This is a genomic window from Bradyrhizobium betae (assembly GCF_050632175.1).
GTDB classification, from domain to species: Bacteria; Pseudomonadota; Alphaproteobacteria; order Rhizobiales; family Xanthobacteraceae; genus Bradyrhizobium; species Bradyrhizobium betae_B.
The window spans coordinates 2,508,961-2,525,264 of the sequence record NZ_CP192576.1 but is presented as its reverse complement, the minus strand read 5'-3'; the positions used below and the strand labels follow the sequence as shown (position 1 = coordinate 2,525,264).

General features: G+C 64.3%; 12 protein-coding genes, 1 tRNA gene and 2 pseudogenes. 9 read left to right on the top strand and 6 right to left on the bottom strand.

Annotated elements, in window-relative coordinates; genetic code table 11:
• Positions 1 to 43 precede the first annotated feature (43 nt).
• Entirely contained in the window at positions 44 to 529 is a 486-nt protein-coding gene (locus ACQ86E_RS12260) for a (2Fe-2S)-binding protein (protein ID WP_431205599.1), read from the bottom strand.
• 334 nt (positions 530 to 863) lie between these two features.
• Between ACQ86E_RS12260 and ACQ86E_RS12255 the strand changes: the two genes are divergently transcribed.
• Positions 864 to 2,903: a methyl-accepting chemotaxis protein gene (locus ACQ86E_RS12255; RefSeq protein WP_431205598.1), complete on the top strand. Its 2,040-nt coding sequence runs from the start codon at positions 864 to 866 to the stop codon at positions 2,901 to 2,903.
• 230 nt (positions 2,904 to 3,133) lie between these two features.
• Positions 3,134 to 5,167, top strand: a complete 2,034-nt coding sequence (locus ACQ86E_RS12250; protein ID WP_431205597.1) for a methyl-accepting chemotaxis protein — start codon at positions 3,134 to 3,136, stop codon at positions 5,165 to 5,167.
• A 14-nt stretch (positions 5,168 to 5,181) separates the two neighbouring features.
• On the opposite strand, the pseudogene ACQ86E_RS12245 reads toward ACQ86E_RS12250, so the two are convergent.
• A pseudogene (locus ACQ86E_RS12245) lies at positions 5,182 to 5,567 on the bottom strand (DUF3175 domain-containing protein).
• A gap of 181 nt (positions 5,568 to 5,748) precedes the next feature.
• Between ACQ86E_RS12245 and ACQ86E_RS12240 the strand changes: the two are divergent.
• From ACQ86E_RS12240 to ACQ86E_RS12230, 3 genes are all read left to right on the top strand, one after another.
• Positions 5,749 to 7,236, top strand: a complete 1,488-nt coding sequence (locus ACQ86E_RS12240; protein ID WP_431206457.1) for an MFS transporter — start codon at positions 5,749 to 5,751, stop codon at positions 7,234 to 7,236.
• Between the two features lie 4 nt (positions 7,237 to 7,240).
• The gene (gene otsB, locus ACQ86E_RS12235) at positions 7,241 to 8,071 is read left to right on the top strand and encodes a trehalose-phosphatase (protein WP_431205596.1); all 831 of its coding nucleotides are present in this window, start codon (positions 7,241 to 7,243) and stop codon (positions 8,069 to 8,071) included.
• A gap of 239 nt (positions 8,072 to 8,310) precedes the next feature.
• A complete protein-coding gene (locus ACQ86E_RS12230) occupies positions 8,311 to 9,774 on the top strand; it encodes a trehalose-6-phosphate synthase (protein ID WP_431205595.1) in 1,464 nt (487 codons plus the stop codon).
• A gap of 49 nt (positions 9,775 to 9,823) precedes the next feature.
• On the opposite strand, the gene ACQ86E_RS12225 is transcribed toward ACQ86E_RS12230, so the two are convergent.
• On the bottom strand, positions 9,824 to 10,165 hold the full coding sequence (locus tag ACQ86E_RS12225; protein WP_431205594.1) for a hypothetical protein: 342 nt from the start codon (positions 10,163 to 10,165) through the stop codon (positions 9,824 to 9,826).
• A 196-nt stretch (positions 10,166 to 10,361) separates the two neighbouring features.
• On the opposite strand from ACQ86E_RS12225, the gene ACQ86E_RS12220 reads away from it, so the two are divergent.
• Positions 10,362 to 10,451 (top strand) — tRNA-Ser (locus ACQ86E_RS12220).
• 26 nt (positions 10,452 to 10,477) lie between these two features.
• Here the strand turns inward: ACQ86E_RS12220 and ACQ86E_RS12215 are convergent.
• Both ACQ86E_RS12215 and ACQ86E_RS12210 read right to left on the bottom strand, forming a co-directional pair.
• Positions 10,478 to 11,259 (bottom strand): annotated as a pseudogene (locus tag ACQ86E_RS12215) (SDR family oxidoreductase).
• Positions 11,256 to 11,582 (bottom strand): nuclear transport factor 2 family protein, encoded by a 327-nt coding sequence (locus ACQ86E_RS12210; RefSeq protein ID WP_431205593.1) that lies wholly within the window; start codon positions 11,580 to 11,582, stop codon positions 11,256 to 11,258. The pseudogene ACQ86E_RS12215 and the gene ACQ86E_RS12210 overlap by 4 nt, the downstream one beginning before the upstream one ends.
• A gap of 77 nt (positions 11,583 to 11,659) precedes the next feature.
• On the opposite strand from ACQ86E_RS12210, the gene ACQ86E_RS12205 reads away from it, so the two are divergent.
• Positions 11,660 to 12,073, top strand: coding sequence for a winged helix-turn-helix transcriptional regulator (locus ACQ86E_RS12205; RefSeq protein WP_431205592.1), 414 nt, complete (start codon positions 11,660 to 11,662; stop codon positions 12,071 to 12,073).
• Between the two features lie 16 nt (positions 12,074 to 12,089).
• Here ACQ86E_RS12205 and ACQ86E_RS12200 read toward each other — a convergent pair whose 3' ends face one another.
• Positions 12,090 to 13,043 (bottom strand): LysR family transcriptional regulator, encoded by a 954-nt coding sequence (locus tag ACQ86E_RS12200; protein ID WP_431205591.1) that lies wholly within the window; start codon positions 13,041 to 13,043, stop codon positions 12,090 to 12,092.
• Positions 13,044 to 13,141: 98 nt separating this feature from the next.
• Between ACQ86E_RS12200 and ACQ86E_RS12195 the strand changes: the two genes are divergently transcribed.
• Positions 13,142 to 14,323 (top strand): MFS transporter, encoded by a 1,182-nt coding sequence (locus ACQ86E_RS12195; protein ID WP_431205590.1) that lies wholly within the window; start codon positions 13,142 to 13,144, stop codon positions 14,321 to 14,323.
• A gap of 142 nt (positions 14,324 to 14,465) precedes the next feature.
• Positions 14,466 to 16,052 (top strand): amidase family protein, encoded by a 1,587-nt coding sequence (locus ACQ86E_RS12190; protein WP_431205589.1) that lies wholly within the window; start codon positions 14,466 to 14,468, stop codon positions 16,050 to 16,052.
• The last annotated feature ends 252 nt before the right edge of the window (positions 16,053 to 16,304 follow it).

Genomic DNA, 16,304 nt, shown 5'->3' with positions numbered 1-16,304 from the left:
CCTCGAAAGCGGCAGCGGTTGTTCTTTTTCGAGGCGAGCCGCTTTACTCGGCCGCCTGCGAGACCTTCATGCGTCCGGCCGCGTCCAGCACGGCCTTGACGATGTTGTGGTAGCCGGTGCAGCGGCAGATATTGCCTTCGAGCTCCTGGCGGACGGTGGTCTCGTCGAGCTGGCCACCATGGCGGTGCACGATGTCGATCGCCGACATGATCATGCCCGGGGTGCAATAGCCGCACTGCAGGCCGTGATTGTCGCGGAAGGCGGCCTGCATCGGGTGCAGCTCGTCGCCCTTGGCGATGCCTTCGATGGTGGTGACGTTGGCGCCGTCGGCCTGGCCCGCCAGCATGGTGCAGGATTTCACCGCCTTGCCGTCCATGTGAACGACGCAGGCGCCGCACTGGCTGGTGTCGCAGCCGACATGGGTCCCGGTGAGGTTGAGGTGATCGCGCAGCAGGTGGACCAGCAGCGTGCGATCCTCGACATCGACAGCAACGGCCTTGCCGTTCACTGTCAGCTTGACTGTAGACACGGTGGAGTCCTCCCGGGATTGATTTTGATTGCTTCTAATTAGAGACAGCGACCCGGAACTTTGCAACTAGGATTTTGGTCGCCGCGGTCATTGAAAAGTCATTGATACCGCCGAGGGCGCCATGACATGCCGGTGGGATTGCCCGTCGGAACGACCACCGGTGGTGGGATGCCAGCGATCGGACCAGCCGGTAGGCCTTTGGCCGATGAACCCCTGGATTGCACGGGCCTGCCGAGTTTACTGCCCTTTATCCATTGTGCCCTAGTTTTGCGCATCCGGGCTTGGAGGCGGGCGCCCCCTGGCCACGGCTGAATAGAATAAATGGGGGTTGGGAATGTCCGGGCGTATCGCGTCGCCGTCGAAACGTACAATATTTCCGACTCTCCGGTTCCGCGCCAAGATCATTCTGGGCTTTGCCGTAGTGCTCGTGATCTCTGCCGGCAGCATGGCTTTCGCCTATTTCGGCTTCGAGCGGGTTTCGGCCGGGGTCGGGTCCTACCGCAGCAGCGTTTCGGAGGCTGACCTCGCCCGTAACATCGACCGCGAACTGCTGGCCTACCGCTCGGCCGTGAAATATTTCGTCGTCACCGGCAAGGAGGACGACGCCAAGGCGGCGCAGGACGCTCAGGCCAACCTGAAGAACGCCATCGACGAGGCCGTCAAGAGCGCCAAGCAGCCGGCGCGTCAGGATGGCCTCGACAAGCTCGCCAAGGAGTTCTCCAACTTCTCCTCGACGTTCGCAAAAGTCCTCCAGGCCAAGCGCGACAGCACGCTGCTGGTCCAGAACCAGCTCATGCGCAATGCCAACCTCTTGAAATACAAGCTCGACGACATCGGCAACAATGCCTCCGATTCCGAGGCCCAGGCGATCGAGTTCGGCACCAAGCAGGTCAACGCCCAGTTCCAGACCGCGAGCGCCGCGGCGACCAATTTCGTGCTGACGTCCGACCAGGCGATCGCGACCAGCGCGATGGCGCGGCTTAAATTCGTCGAGAACTCGCTCGGCGCGGTCTATTCCATGGACGACAAGATCGTCGCCGGGCTGAAGGACGCCAAGGCGCTGCTCGCCGCCTATCGCGAATCGCTGGAGAAGCTGATCGCAAACGCCAAGCTGGTCGATGGGCTCGTCACCGAGATGACCGGTTCGGCTGGTGCGATCCTCCAGGGCGCCACCGCCATGAAGGCGGACCTCGTCGCCGAGCAACAGCGGCTGGATTCCGAATCGGAAGCGACCATCGGGAAGACCGAGCAACTGGTGCTGATGCTGGCCTTTGGCGGTACGCTGCTCGGCGTGATCCTCGCCTTCCTGCTCGGCACTGGCATCTCGCGTCCGATGATCGCGATGTGCAAGGCGATGCGCGAGCTGGCCTCGGGTAATTTCGACGTCGTGCTGCCGGGATTGGGGCGCAAAGACGAGATCGGCGAGATGGCCGGCGCAGTCGAGGAGTTCAAGGTTCAGGCCGTCGCCAAGGCCGAGCGGGACGCTGCCGCCAGCGAAGCGCAGAACAAGGAGGCCAGCGCCGCGCGCCGCTCCGAGCTGATCCGCTTCGCCGATGATTTCGAGAGCGCCGTCGGTGCCATCGTTTCCAACGTCTCGGCCTCCGCCGTGCAGCTCGAATCGGCGGCCTCGACACTGACCCGTACCGCCGAGACCACGCAGAGCCTGTCGAGCCAGGTCGCCGACGTGTCCGAACAGGCGTCCAGCAACATGCAGTCGGTCGCGACCGCGACCGAAGAGCTCTCGGCCTCGGTCGAGGAGATCGGCCGCCAGGTTCGCGACTCCAGCCGCATTGCCGAAGCCGCCGTGGTGCAGGCCAAGGAGACCGATGGCCGCATCGGCAAGCTGTCGCACGCCGCCCAGCAGATCGGCGAAGTCGTCAAGCTCATCACCGCGATTGCCGAGCAGACCAATCTTCTGGCGCTCAACGCCACCATCGAGGCGGCGCGCGCAGGCGAAGCCGGTCGCGGCTTCGCTGTGGTCGCAAGCGAAGTGAAGTCGCTGGCGAGCCAGACTGCGAAGGCGACCGACGAGATCTCCTCGCACATCACCGGTATGCAGGGCGCCACCGCCGAATCGGTCGCCGCGATCAAGGAGATCGGCGCGACCATCGGCCAGATCTCGTCGATCTCGACCTCGATCGCCAGCGCTGTCGAGCAGCAGGGCGCGGCGACGCAGGAGATCGCGCGGAGTGTCCAGACCGTTGCGCAGGGTACCCAGACCGCGGCCACCGACATCGGCCAGGTCAACCGCGGCGCCGCCGAGACCGGCTCGGCCTCGGAGGAGGTCCTGAACTCGGCCAAGACCCTCTCCAGCGAGAGCACGCGCTTGCGTGCCGAGCTCGACCGCTTCATGGGCACGATTCGGGCGGCGTAATGCGCTGCGCCTGAAGTCGTTGCTGCTGCTTCCCGCTCCGCGGTCGTCCCGGATCTACCCTCCGCTCGTCCGGGACGACAGCGAAGAGGGTCTCCCCGCGTCACCTAACCGCAAGTTGCGGCGGCTAAATTTACCGCCGCTTATCCTTTGACCCTTACCGTGCGTACGAGTCGGGGAGCAGGCTGCTCCCAGGCTGCGCCTGGTTTTCCGCGAATGGAATGGGGTGGGGAATGTCCGCCAAGTCGAAGCCGAACAAATGGAAGCTGCTCACCTTGCGTTTTCGCGCAAAAATCATCCTCGGTTTCGTGGCGGTACTGGCCATCCTCGCCGTCAGCATGGCTTTCGCCTATTTCGGCTTCGAGCGAATCGCCGGCGCCGTGGCCTCCTACCGCACCAGCGTGGCCGAAGCTGACCTCGCGCGGACGGTCGATCGCGATCTGATCGCTTACCAGGGGCTGACCCGGGCCTACACGCTGACCGGCTCGGCGGATGACGAGATCGCGGCCAAGGCGGCGGAAGAGAATCTGAGGGGCGCCATCGCCAAGTCGACCACCGCGACCACCGGTGCGGCGCGCCGCGAACAGGTCGGCAAGCTGGATGCCGAATTCCAGCGGTTCACGAAGGTATTCAGCGAGATCATCACGCTGACGCGCGACAACAACAAGATCGCGGCCGACGAGCTCAATAGCGTCGGCAACAAGATCCGCTTCAAGTTCGACGATCTCGCCGATACCGCGGCACTCGCCGGCCTGGACTCGGTTCAGACCACGGCCAAGGACATTACCTCGCAATACCTCGCGGTCTCCACTTCGGTGAGCGCCTTCGTCGCCAAGCCGGAGCCGAAGACCGCCGACGGTGTAATCGCCCGCATCAAGTTTCTGGAGACCCTGCTGGTCTCGATCTATGCCAACGACCAGAAGATCACCGACCGTGTCACCGAGATCGGCAATCTGCTGAAGCAGTACCGCAGCTCCTTCTCGAAGCTGACCGAGAACGTCAAGGTCATCGTCAAGTTGAATGGCGAAATGACCAAGACGGCGTCATCTATCCTCAAGCTCTCGATCGAGCTGCGGTCGGATCTCACCGCCGATCAGCAGCGCATCGAAGCGAGCACCAATGCCACCATCAGCGATACCGAACATCTGATGCTGATGATGGCGCTCGGCGGTCTTGCCATCGGGGCTGTGCTCGCTCTGATGCTCGGCAACGGCATTTCGCGTCCGATGATCGCGATGTGCAAGGCGATGCGCGAGCTGGCCTCGGGTAATTTCGACGTCGTGCTGCCGGGTTTGGGGCGCAAGGACGAGATCGGCGAGATGGCCGGCGCGGTCGAGGAGTTCAAGGTTCAGGCCGTCGCCAAGGCCGAGCGGGACGCTGCCGCCAGCGAAGCGCAGAACAAGGAGGCCAGCGCCGCGCGCCGCTCCGAGCTGATCCGCTTCGCCGATGATTTCGAGAGCGCCGTCGGTGCCATCGTCTCCAACGTCTCGGCGTCGGCCGTGCAGCTCGAATCGGCGGCCTCGACACTGACCCGTACCGCCGAGACCACGCAGAGCCTGTCGAGCCAGGTCGCCGACGTGTCCGAACAGGCGTCCAGCAACATGCAGTCGGTCGCGACCGCGACCGAAGAGCTCTCGGCCTCGGTCGAGGAGATCGGCCGCCAGGTTCGCGACTCCAGCCGCATTGCCGAAGCCGCCGTGGTGCAGGCCAAGGAGACCGATGGCCGCATCGGCAAGCTGTCGCACGCCGCCCAGCAGATCGGCGAAGTCGTCAAGCTCATCACCGCGATTGCCGAGCAGACCAATCTTCTGGCGCTCAACGCCACTATCGAGGCGGCGCGCGCAGGCGAAGCCGGTCGCGGCTTCGCTGTGGTCGCAAGCGAAGTGAAGTCACTGGCGAGCCAGACTGCGAAGGCGACCGACGAGATCTCCTCGCACATCACCGGCATGCAGGGCGCCACCGCCGAATCGGTGGCCGCGATCAAGGAGATCGGCGCGACCATCGGCCAGATCTCGTCGATCTCGACCTCGATCGCCAGCGCTGTCGAGCAGCAGGGCGCGGCGACGCAGGAGATCGCGCGGAGTGTCCAGACCGTTGCGCAGGGTACCCAGACCGCGGCCACCGACATCGGCCAGGTCAACCGCGGTGCCGCCGAGACCGGCTCGGCCTCGGAGGAGGTCCTGAACTCGGCCAAAACCCTCTCCAGCGAGAGCACGCGCTTGCGTGCCGAGCTCGACCGCTTCATGGGCACGATTCGGGCGGCGTGAGCTCAGGCCAAGACTCATTCCCTACCGAAGGCCCGTTTCAGCTCCGTCTTCGCCCGTTCCAGCCGCGTGCGCTGCGCCTTTGGCAGCGTCTTGCCCGCGCGGTTGATGTAAAAGGTCAGCATTGACAGCGCCGAGCGGTAGGCGCCGGTCTTGCGGCGTGAGCTGCGCTCGGCCGAGTGCTTGAGCGAGACGGCGATCTTCCTCGCGCTGGTCAGCTTGAACACACCTTGCTTGAGGTCGAGCGCGTCGCTCTCCTTTGTCACGCGCTGCGACCAGCGCTTTGGCGCATCACGCTTCGTGCTCTTGGGGGCGTCGTGCTGCGACCTATGCTTGTCGTACGGCGCGCTGTCTTGTGTCCACCGCGCTTTTTCGAATGTGTCGTCTTTCTGACGTGAGCCATGCGTCAACTCCTTGCGGCTCGATGGAAAACAGGCGGCCTCCCGTGCCGTTCCTGGGGGAACCTGCCCTTGTCGCAGACGTTGTCGCAGGTGGCAGGCGGAATGCCGCACCCCGTGATCGGAACAACCCCGTCCACGTCATGTGACGCGGGGCCGTTTTCATTTGGTCAAACTCATAACGTGATAGAATTGCAGCAAAGCCCGGCGCTGAACTACGGATCTGACGTCTCGATGGCGGCTGTGGCCGATCGTATCATCGAGACCAGCATCCCTGCGCGGCTCGATGCGCTGCCGTGGAGCGGCTTTCATACCCGCGTCGTGCTGGCGCTTGGCATAACCTGGATTCTCGACGGGCTCGAGGTGACGCTGGCCGGTGCGCTCTCGGGCGCGCTGAAGCAGAGTTCCACGCTGCACTTCTCCAACCTCGATCTCGGTCTCGCCAACTCCGCCTATCTCGCCGGCGCCGTGCTTGGTGCGCTCGGCTTCGGCTGGCTCACCGACCGTATCGGCCGCAAGAAGTTGTTCTTCATCACGCTGGCGCTCTATCTGTCGGCAACGGCCGCGACGGCATTGTCGTGGAACGTCGCGAGCTACGCGCTGTTCCGCTTCCTCACCGGCGCCGGCATCGGCGGAGAATACACCGCGATCAACTCGACCATCCAGGAACTGGTGCCGGCGCGCTATCGCGGCTGGACCGATCTGGTCATCAACGGCAGCTTCTGGATCGGCGCGGCGATGGGCGCGGTGGCGGCCATCGTGCTGCTCGATCCCGGCGTGATCGGTCCCGATCTCGGTTGGCGGTTGGCCTATCTCATCGGCGCGAGCATCGGCCTCGTCGTGCTGCTGATGCGGATGTGGATTCCGGAAAGTCCGCGCTGGCTGATGATCCACGGCCATCCCGATCAGGCGCACGGGATCGTCGACGAGATCGAACGCTCGGTGATTGGGCACGATCAGGATGCAAGTGACGAACGCTTCGCCAAAATCCGCCTGAAGATGCGCGACCATACGCCGATCAGGGAGGTCGCGCACACGCTGTTCTCCGTCTATCGCAAGCGTGCGCTGGTCGGCCTCGTGCTGATGAGCGCGCAGGCGTTCTTCTACAACGCGATCTTCTTTACTTTCGCGCTGGTACTGACCGACTTCTACGGCATCAGCGCCGATCATGTCGGCTGGTATCTGCTCCCCTTTGCGGCCGGAAACTTCCTCGGCCCGCTGCTGCTCGGCCGCCTGTTCGATACGCTCGGTCGCCGCTTCATGATCATGCTCACCTATGGTGTGTCGGGCCTGCTGCTGGCGCTGTCGGGCTATCTGTTCTCGATTGGCGCGCTCAGCGCGCAGGGACAGACCATCGCATGGATGGTGATCTTCTTCTTTGCCTCGCCCGCCGCGAGCGCGGCCTATCTCACCGTCAGCGAGACCTTCCCTCTGGAAGTTCGTGCGCTGGCGATCGCGGTGTTCTATGCGGTGGGCACCGGTATCGGCGGCGTCGCGGGGCCCGCGCTGTTTGGCGTATTGATCGACACGGGATCACGCACCAGCGTGTTCGCCGGCTATCTGCTGGGGGCATTTTTGATGATCGCGGCCGCGATCGTGGCGTGGCGGTATGCCGTCGCGGCGGAACGAAAATCGCTCGAACAAATCGCGCGACCGCTCGCCTTTATGGAGTAAGCTCATGAAATCGGAACTGGCGGAAATGCCGATGGTCGACCAACAAGCCGGGCGCAATGACAATGAGAGGCCGGAATCGGTTCCGGTGCCGCATGCGCTGGTCCCGCATCTCCACGAGACCGCGATCCTACTCGACATCGACGGCACGCTGCTCGACCTGATGCCGACGCCGCGCGAGGTGTGGGTGCCGCCGGGCCTGTCAGAGACGCTGAGCCGGCTGACCGAACGCACGTCCGGCGCGCTGGCGATGGTCAGCGGCCGCTCGCTCAACGACATCGACCTGATCTTCGCGCCCGAGGTGTTTCGCGCGGTCGCAGGTCACGGCGCGGAGATGCGCCTGTCGGTGGGCAACGAGGTTGACGAGGTGAACGCGCCGCCGATGGACAAGGAGTTGAAGCGACGACTCGCGGCGGTCGCAAAGCTCAGCCCCGGGATCCTGCTCGAGGACAAGGGCTATTCGCTGGCGCTGCACTATCGCCTCGCGCCGCATGCGGAGAAGGCGATCTATGAAGCGGTCTCGCTGATACGTGCCGATCTGCCCAATGCGCCGATCGAGGTGCTGCCCGGCAAGTTCGTCTGCGAGATCAAGCATGCCGGTTTCACCAAGGCGACCGGCGTGCGCGAATTGATGAAGCATGAGCCGTTCAGGGGACGCCGCCCGATCTTCATCGGCGACGACGTCACCGACGAAACCGTGTTTGCGATCATGCCTGACATGAACGGCCTCTCCTTCTCGGTCGGCCGCCGCGCCATCGGCGTCAATGGCCACTTCGATGCGCCTAGCGATGTGCGCGCATTCCTGGCACGGCTGCTCGACGACACAAGGTTGGAATGAGGCGTCGTCACCCCGCAGCCATATTGTCGTTCGCGAAAGTTCCTGCCGGCGCGCAATTCCAGCTGCACATCTCGGGGCGGAAAAACCGCCTTTGTCGAGCAATATCGCCGGGTTCCCTCAATGGAAAACTGGTTCCAACGCGCGTGCCTGATTTTAGTTTCAATCGGTAGAAATGATGACAGGAACCATATTGATGAACGGCAGTTAAATGGGGTGGAATGAACAGGAGGGGACGACCTGTGAACTTGATCGTCGTTTCGAATCGAGTCGCGCGCGGTAAACCCAACGAGCCGATGACGGGCGGCTTGGCTGCGGCCTTGCTTCCCGTCGTGGAAAATTCAGGTGCGATCTGGGTGGGTTCCTCCGGCCGCGTGCGCGACGGCCATCAGAAAGAGCCGTTCGCCGAGATTGAAGCACTCGGCTCGGGCGCGATCGCGACGCTGGATCTGCCGGCGGCGCATTACGGCGGCTATTATGAAGGTTTCGCCAATTCGGCACTGTGGCCGGCGCTGCACTCGCGCAGCGATCTGATACGCGTCTCGCGCGACGACTATGTCAGCTATCGCGAGGTCAACGCGTTCATGGCACGCGCCTTGATGCGCTTCCGGAAAGACCAGACCGCGTTCTGGGTGCAGGACTATCATTTCCTGGCGCTCGGCGCGGAGTTGCGCAATCTCGGCGTCGATGATCCGATCGGCTTCTTCCTGCACACGCCTTGGCCCGTGGCTACGGTGATGCAGGGCGTGCCCAATCATCGCGAGCTGGTCACGGCGATGCTGGCGTATGATCTCCTTGGTTTCCAGACCGGCGAGGATTGCCAGAATTTTCTCGGCTATGCCGGCGGCGAACTTGGTCTCACCGTCGAGGATGGCGTCGTCATCTCGCAGAACGGCCGCACCCGTTGCGAAGTCTTCCCGATCGGCATCGATGCCGAGAAGTTTGCGCAATATGCCGCGAAGTCGGCCTCGCATCCGGACGTGTCGCGGTTGCGCCGCAGCCTGAACGGCGAACGGCTCGCGATCGGCGTCGACCGGCTCGACTATTCAAAGGGCCTCGTCAACCGTATCAGTGCGTTCGACCGGCTCTGGACCGAGCATCCGCAGTTCGCACGCAGCATCTCATTGCTCCAGATCGCCAACCCGTCGCGCGGCGCAATCGAGGCGTATGGCAATCTGCAGAACGACGTCGCCCGGCTCGTCAGCGACGTGAACGGCCGCCATGGCGAGGTCGACTGGACGCCGATCCGCTACCTCAACAAGGGTTTCAGCCAGGCCGTGCTCGCGGGGCTTTACCGCACCGCGCAGGTCGGCGTGGTGACGCCGCTGCATGACGGCATGAATCTGGTGGCCAAGGAATATGTCGCTGCGCAGAACCCGGCTGATCCCGGTGTGCTGGTTCTGTCGAAGTTCGCGGGCGCCGCCAACGAGCTTGACGCTGCGTTACTGGTCAATCCGCACGACATCGACGGAATGGCCCGCGCGATCGCGGTCGCCGCTGCGATGCCGCTGACCGAGCGCAAGATGCGCTGGGAAGCGATGATGAAGAAGCTGCGCGGCCACACCATCCAGCAATGGTCGGCGGATTTCATCGCGGAGCTGGAAAAGTGCCGGTCCGAGAAGGCCGCAGCAGCTCCGCTGGCCGGCCAGCCGCCGCAAGCACTGCGCTGGCTGAAGTCGGCGATTTCGGGTGTAAGGCTGATTTAGGTCCTTTCTCTCTTGCCCCGTTCTTACGGGGAGAGCGAGAACGAGATCCTCAATAGCAATAAGACACGCCGTCCAGGATCGCGCATTGCCGCTTGTTCGGTGCGTTCGGATCATCCAGTGGCACCATGCCCTTGCCCTGGCCGACCAACACGCCGGACCCGACATGCACCGAGCTCTTGTTGCCGATGATCACACTCTGATGCGGTGTCGAACTCGATCGCGTTCCGTCGGGCCAGAGAATGGCATCGCCCGAAAGCATCCCGCGCCTGCCGTCGTCGCAACTGACGTCGACGCCCTGCCGGGTGCAGACCTGCGCCAGCGCGGCCCCGGCGACGGCGGAGCAAAGAGCCGAAATCAAGCCCAGAGCAGCGATTGTCTTGCAGATGGTCACGGCGTCCCCGGTCGTGGTTGATGGCCTTCAGTGAATCGTCGCGCCATACCCGCCTCGGGTTCAGCCAAAGATCGGTTCCAGCGTCCCGACTTGCGTCATATATTCTCCTTAAAATACAAGATCTTACGGAAAATTCACCCGATTTCCCTGCGATCCCTTGCAAAATCACCGGCGCCCCTTCAAGAGAGGGCGCTCCGGAGAGATGGCCGAGTGGCTTAAGGCGCACGCTTGGAAAGCGTGTGTGCGGGAAACCGTACCGTGGGTTCGAATCCCACTCTCTCCGCCATCATGCTTCTGTTCAGCTTCGATCTTTCAGGCCGTCGGCACCGTTCCGCCATCAATGACATATTCGGTGCCTGTGATCGCACTGGCGCGTGGCGAAACGAGGAACGCGATGAGGTTGGCAACCTCGCGCGGGCTCGCCGGCCGACCGAGCGGGATGCCGCCGAGCCCCTGCATGACCATCGCTTTGCTGCTTTCGTAGTCCGTGCCCGCCTCCGCGGCGAGACGCTTGACGAAATGGACGGCAGCTTCGGTCTCGACCCAGCCTGGCGAAACGCGAACGACGCGGACTCCTTTGGAGTCACCTCCTTCGAGAGGCTCTTGCTGTAGGTGGAGAGTGCCGCCTTCGCGGCCGCATACGCGGTCGTCGATTGTGGAAGCGGCAGCTGATGTTGGATCGATGTCACATGGATGATGACGCCGGAGCCCTGCGCGATCATTGTTGGCAGCAGCGCGCGATCGAGCCGAACCGCCGGCATGAGGTTGAGATTCATCTCACGCTCCCATGCATCGTCGTCAATGACGGCAAAACCACCTGTCGGCGTGCTCGAACCGCCGACGACATTGACGACGATATCGATGCCGCCGAGCAGATCGAGAACGCCTTTGGCGACATTCGCACAGCCTTCGCCTGTGGTCAGATCTGCGGCAATGTAGCTGACGCCGGGCGCAGACGTCACCGGGACCGAGCGCGCCGTCGTCACGACGAGCGCGCCGGCCTGGTGCAGGATTTCGACAACCGCAGCGCCGACGCCTTTCGTGCCGCCCGTGACGAGAACACGACGGCCGCGCAGATCGAGGTCGAAATTCATGCCACGATCTCCAGATGGGCGATCTTGTCGCCTTCAAGAATGAAGCTGTAGCGCAGGTCGACCGGACTGCCGGGGAAGTTACCTGTGACGCGGCTCGTCACGATCGTCCTCTCCGTGTCCTCCACGACGGTAAAGGGCTCGCTGACATAGGTGTATTTGGTGGACGCTTCCGCCTTCCAGCGACGGATCGCCTCGCGGCCGGTGTGGGTCTTTCCCTCATCTTTCACGACGGCGCCCTCGGTGAAGCAATCCGCAATGCTGGCGCGCTCCGTGCGGTCGGCGGCAAAATAGGCGGCAATAGGCTGTGGCAAGGTGACGGACATGGAAACTTTCCTCATGGCGCGTGGGCCATCCCTGTGACGGCGTTGCACGGCATGAGAGCTCGTCCTAAACTTGCCAAATGGCAAGAACGGACGAAAAAGTAAGGTACTCACCCGAAGGTAAGCAGTCTTCCGGCTACACCCGCGAAACAGCGGCTGAAGGCGTTGAACAGGCATTGAAGCTGCTCGAAGGGCGATGGAAGCTGACCATTCTATTCCACCTTTTCGGTGGCAGGGTGCTGCGCTTCTCGGATCTCGAACGCGCCATCCCGGCGGTGTCCCAGAAGATGCTGATCCAACAATTGCGGCAGATGGAGCAGGGCGGCATCGTGCGCCGGATCGTCCACCATCAGGTGCCCCCAAAGGTTGAATACGCGCTGACGGATTGGGGGCAGGCGCTGTGCCCGGCGCTCGACGCGCTACTCACCTGGGCCGGACAGCGGAAGCCACCTGGCGTTACGAACGCGGACGGAAACGACAGGGACGGCGGATGACGCGCAGCGCGCCGCCTCACTTCACCAACCTCCACCTCCCATCCCCCGCACGCTTCAGCGCCGGATCGCTCACCTGCACCTGCTCCGCCAGAAAATCGATGAACGCGCGGACGCGCGCGGGCAGCGGTGCGGTGTGGCCGACATAGACGGCGTGGATGTCTTCGCGGTCGCCGGGATTGTAGTTTTGCAGCACAGGCACGAGGCGGCCGGCTTCGATGTCGGGGCCGATGTGGAAGAGGGCGAGGCGGGCAAGACCGACGCCGCCGAGGCAGAGGCGGCGAGCCGCTTCGCCGTCGCTCACGCGTGCGGCCGGCAACGGCACGGCTTCCTCGGAATGGTCGCCGGGCTTGAACGGCCAGCCGCGGATGCTGCGCGGAAAGGTCCAGCCGATGCCGCGGTGATCGGCGAGATCCGCCGGTGTCTTTGGCGTGCCCCAGCGCGCCAGATAAGCCGGTGCGCCGACCACGACCATGCGGCTACTGCCGAGCTTTCGCGCCACGAGTCGTGAGGCGCGCAATGGTCCGACGCGGATGGCGACATCGGCGCGCTCCTGCATCAGGTCGATGAGCGTGTCGGTCAGGACGAGATCGAGCGTGACGTCGGGATGCTGTTCGAGGAAGCGCGGGATCAGCGGCATCACATGCAGCATGCCGAAGGGGATGTTGCTGTTCACGGTGAGGCGGCCACGCGGCGCGGCGCCTGAAGCGGCTTCGCGCTCCGCTTCCTCCATCTCGGCGAGGATGCGCACCGCGCGCCGATAGAAGGCCTGGCCTTCCTCCGTCAGCGTGAGCTTACGCGTGGTGCGATTGATCAGCCGCGTGCCGAGCCGCGCCTCCAGCCGCGAGATCAGCTTGCTGACGCCCGACGGCGTCAGGCGCAGTTTTCGCGCGGCCGGGGTGAATCCGCCGAGATCGACGACGCGGACGAAGACGTCCATCTCGGCGGAGCGGTTGGTGTCGAGACGGGCCATGTTGAATTCACGTCACAAATGATTGGATTGCGGACATTCTAGTGGCTTTGCTGCGGCGCGGCTATCTGCGTGGCTCGTCTCATCCCTTGGAGCCACGCATGCCTCCCGCCGTCCTCGCCCTCACCGCCGGTGCCTTCGGCATCGGCACCACCGAGTTCATCATCATGGGCCTGCTGCTCCAGGTCGCCGCCGACATGCACGTCTCCGTCCCGGTCGCGGGCCTGCTCATCTCCGGCTATGCGCTCGGCGTGTTTGTCGGCGCTCCCGTGCTGACCCTGGCGACGCGGCGGATGCCGCGGAAGACCGTGCTGCTGGCGCTGATGGCGATCTTCACGCTGGGCAATGCCGCCTGCGCGCTGGCGCCGAACTACGAATTGCTGATGGCCGCGCGGGTGCTGACCTCGCTCGCTCACGGCACCTTCTTTGGCGTCGGCTCGGTGGTGGCCACCAGCCTCGTCGCGGAGGACAAGCGGGCCTCCGCCATTGCCACCATGTTCATCGGCCTGACGGTCGCAACCCTCCTCGGCGTACCCTTCGGCGCATGGTTCGGCCTGATGCTCGGCTGGCGCGCGGCTTTCTGGGCGGTGACGCTGATCGGCGTGGTCGCCTTTGCCGTGGTGGCCGCGTTCGTGCCCGGCCATGTCGGCAACGGTGACAAGCCGATCTCGCTCGCCGAAGAAGTGGCCGTGCTCGCCCGCCCGCAAGTCCTGCTTGGCCTCGCCATGACCGTGTTCGGCTTCGCCGGCCTGTTCGTCGTCTTCACCTACATCCAGCCGATCCTGACCCGCTTCACCGGTTTCTCGGAAGCTGCGGTGTCGCCGATCCTGCTGGTGTTCGGCGCAGGTCTTGCGATCGGCAATTTGGCCGGCGGCAAGCTTGCCGATCGCGGCCTTGCACGCGCCCTGATCGGCACGCTCGCGGCGCTCGCCATCGTGCTGCTTGGTCTTGCCGCCGTGCTGTCGGTCAAGATCGCAGCCGTCGCGCTGATCCTGCTGCTCGGCATTGCGGCCTTCGCGACGGTCGCGCCGCTCCAGCTTCGCGTGCTCGAAGCCGCAGGCCCCAGCGGCCGCACGCTGGCCTCCAGCCTCAACATTGCCGCGTTCAATCTCGGCAACGCGCTCGGTGCCTGGGCCGGCGGCGTCGCCATCGATCGTGGGTTCGGCCTCGCCACGCTGCCTCTGGTTGCGGCCGGCATCACAGCCATCGGCCTCGCGCTCGCGCTGTGGAGCCTTCAACTCGACCGGAGGCAGGCCGCCGTCGCTGCGTGCCCGGCGGAATAGCCGGCCGCGAATTTCGCCGGGGCACCGGCTGCCCGACAATTCGTCGCATTGGCGGCTGCCGCCAACGCGCCATGCAGAAACGCACCTGTACACGGTCGCGTGACCTTCATAACCTCCGCCGCGCAATTTCAGGAGATGCGACGTGGCGAAGAAGACGGCGACCAAGAAGAAAACTGCTTCGAAGAAAGCAGTGAAGACCTCGCGGAAGACGAGCACGGCCCGCAAGGGGGCTGTTGCGAAAGCGGCCCGGAAGACGGGCAAGCCCGCGGTGAAGAAGGCCGCAGCGCGAAAGCCGGCCGCGGCACGCCGCCCGAAGGGTCCGGCCTGGCAATGGTCGGCGGTGGAGACCGCGGCGGCGATCCGCTCCGGCGCAATCTCCGCGGTCGAAACCGTCGAAGCGCATCTCGAGCGGATGCGCACCGTCAATCCGAAGCTGAACGCGGTCGTCGTCGATCTCTCGGAGGAGGCTCTGGCCGCAGCGCATGCGGCCGACAAGCAGCGCGCCAAGGGCGGCGAACTCGGCTTGCTGCACGGCGTGCCCATCACCATCAAGGAGAACGTAGATTACGAGGGACGGCCGAATTTCAACGGCGTACCCGCCAACAAGGATTTCATTGCCCCCTCGGATTCGCCCGTCGTTCGTAACCTGAAGAAGGCCGGGGCGATCGTCATCGGCCTCACCAACACGCCGGAATTCTCCTTCCGCGGCTTCACCGACAATCCCCTGCACGGGCTGACGCTCAATCCCTGGGATCCGAACATCACCTGCGGCGGCTCATCCGGCGGCGCGGGTTCGGCGGTCGCCGCCGGCATCGGCACCATCGCGCATGGCAACGACATCGGCGGCTCGTTGCGCTGGCCGGCGCATTGCAATGGCGTTGCCACCATCAAGCCGACGCAGGGCCGCATTCCCGCCTTCAACGCCAGCGCAACGGCCGAGCGGCCGATGCTGGCGCATTTGATGTCGGCGCAGGGGCCGCTCGCCCGTCACGTTGCCGACGTCCGCCTCGCGCTGGAGGCGATGAGCCAGCGCGATCCGCGCGATCCATGGTGGGTGCCGGCGCCGCTGGTCGGACCGAAGCCGAAGGGACCGATCAAGGTCGCGCTGGCCAAGATCCCCGAGGACATGGACGTTGATCCGTCGGTGCGCGCGGCGCTGCGCCAGGCTGCCGATCATCTGGAGCGGTCCGGTTATCGCGTCAGCGAGGTCGACGTGCCCGATATCAACGGCGTCTGGCAGACCTGGTGCGACATCATCACCAACGAGACGGTGGTGATGCAGGAAGCCGGCATGCTGAAGGTCACCTCAGAAGACTTCCACAAGGCGTGGAGCGGCATGAAGAGCAAGGCCGATGTGCTCGACCTGCCGGCCTGGATGCGGGCCACCGCGGCGCGCAGCGGCCATATCCGCGCCTGGCAGCTGTTCTTCGAGGACTATCCGGTGGTGCTGGCGCCGACCACGGTGAAGCCGACGCCGGGGCCGCGCGACGACACCGTCAGCGCCGAGCGCGTGCAGGAGATTTTCTGGGGCGAGATCCGCTTCATCTCCGCGATCAACGTGCTGGGCCTGCCCGGCGCGGTGGTGCCGGTGGCCTTGCATGATGGCAAGCCGATCGGCGTGCAGCTCATCGCCGGGCGCTATCGCGAGGATCTTGCGCTCGATGCGGCGGCCGCGATCGAGAAGCGCGCCGGCGTGCTCAGCCATCGGCTCTGGGAGACGATGGACTGATCCAGCGTTCGAGGGCTTCGCGCGTTTGCGCGAGGCCCTCCTGGCTGGATTTGGTCGCCAAATGCGAGGCTGTGACCGCCTTCTCCAAATTGACTCAAATTTTAGCCAATTCATCAACAAGCATTAGGGTTACTTCCTCGATCTCTAAGCGAATTATTGTCCGCTTTACCACCCGCCTCTAACAGAGGGACGGCGGACAACGCACATGCCTCATACAGGCCAATAAGTGCGGCCCGCTCCACGCGGAGGTGG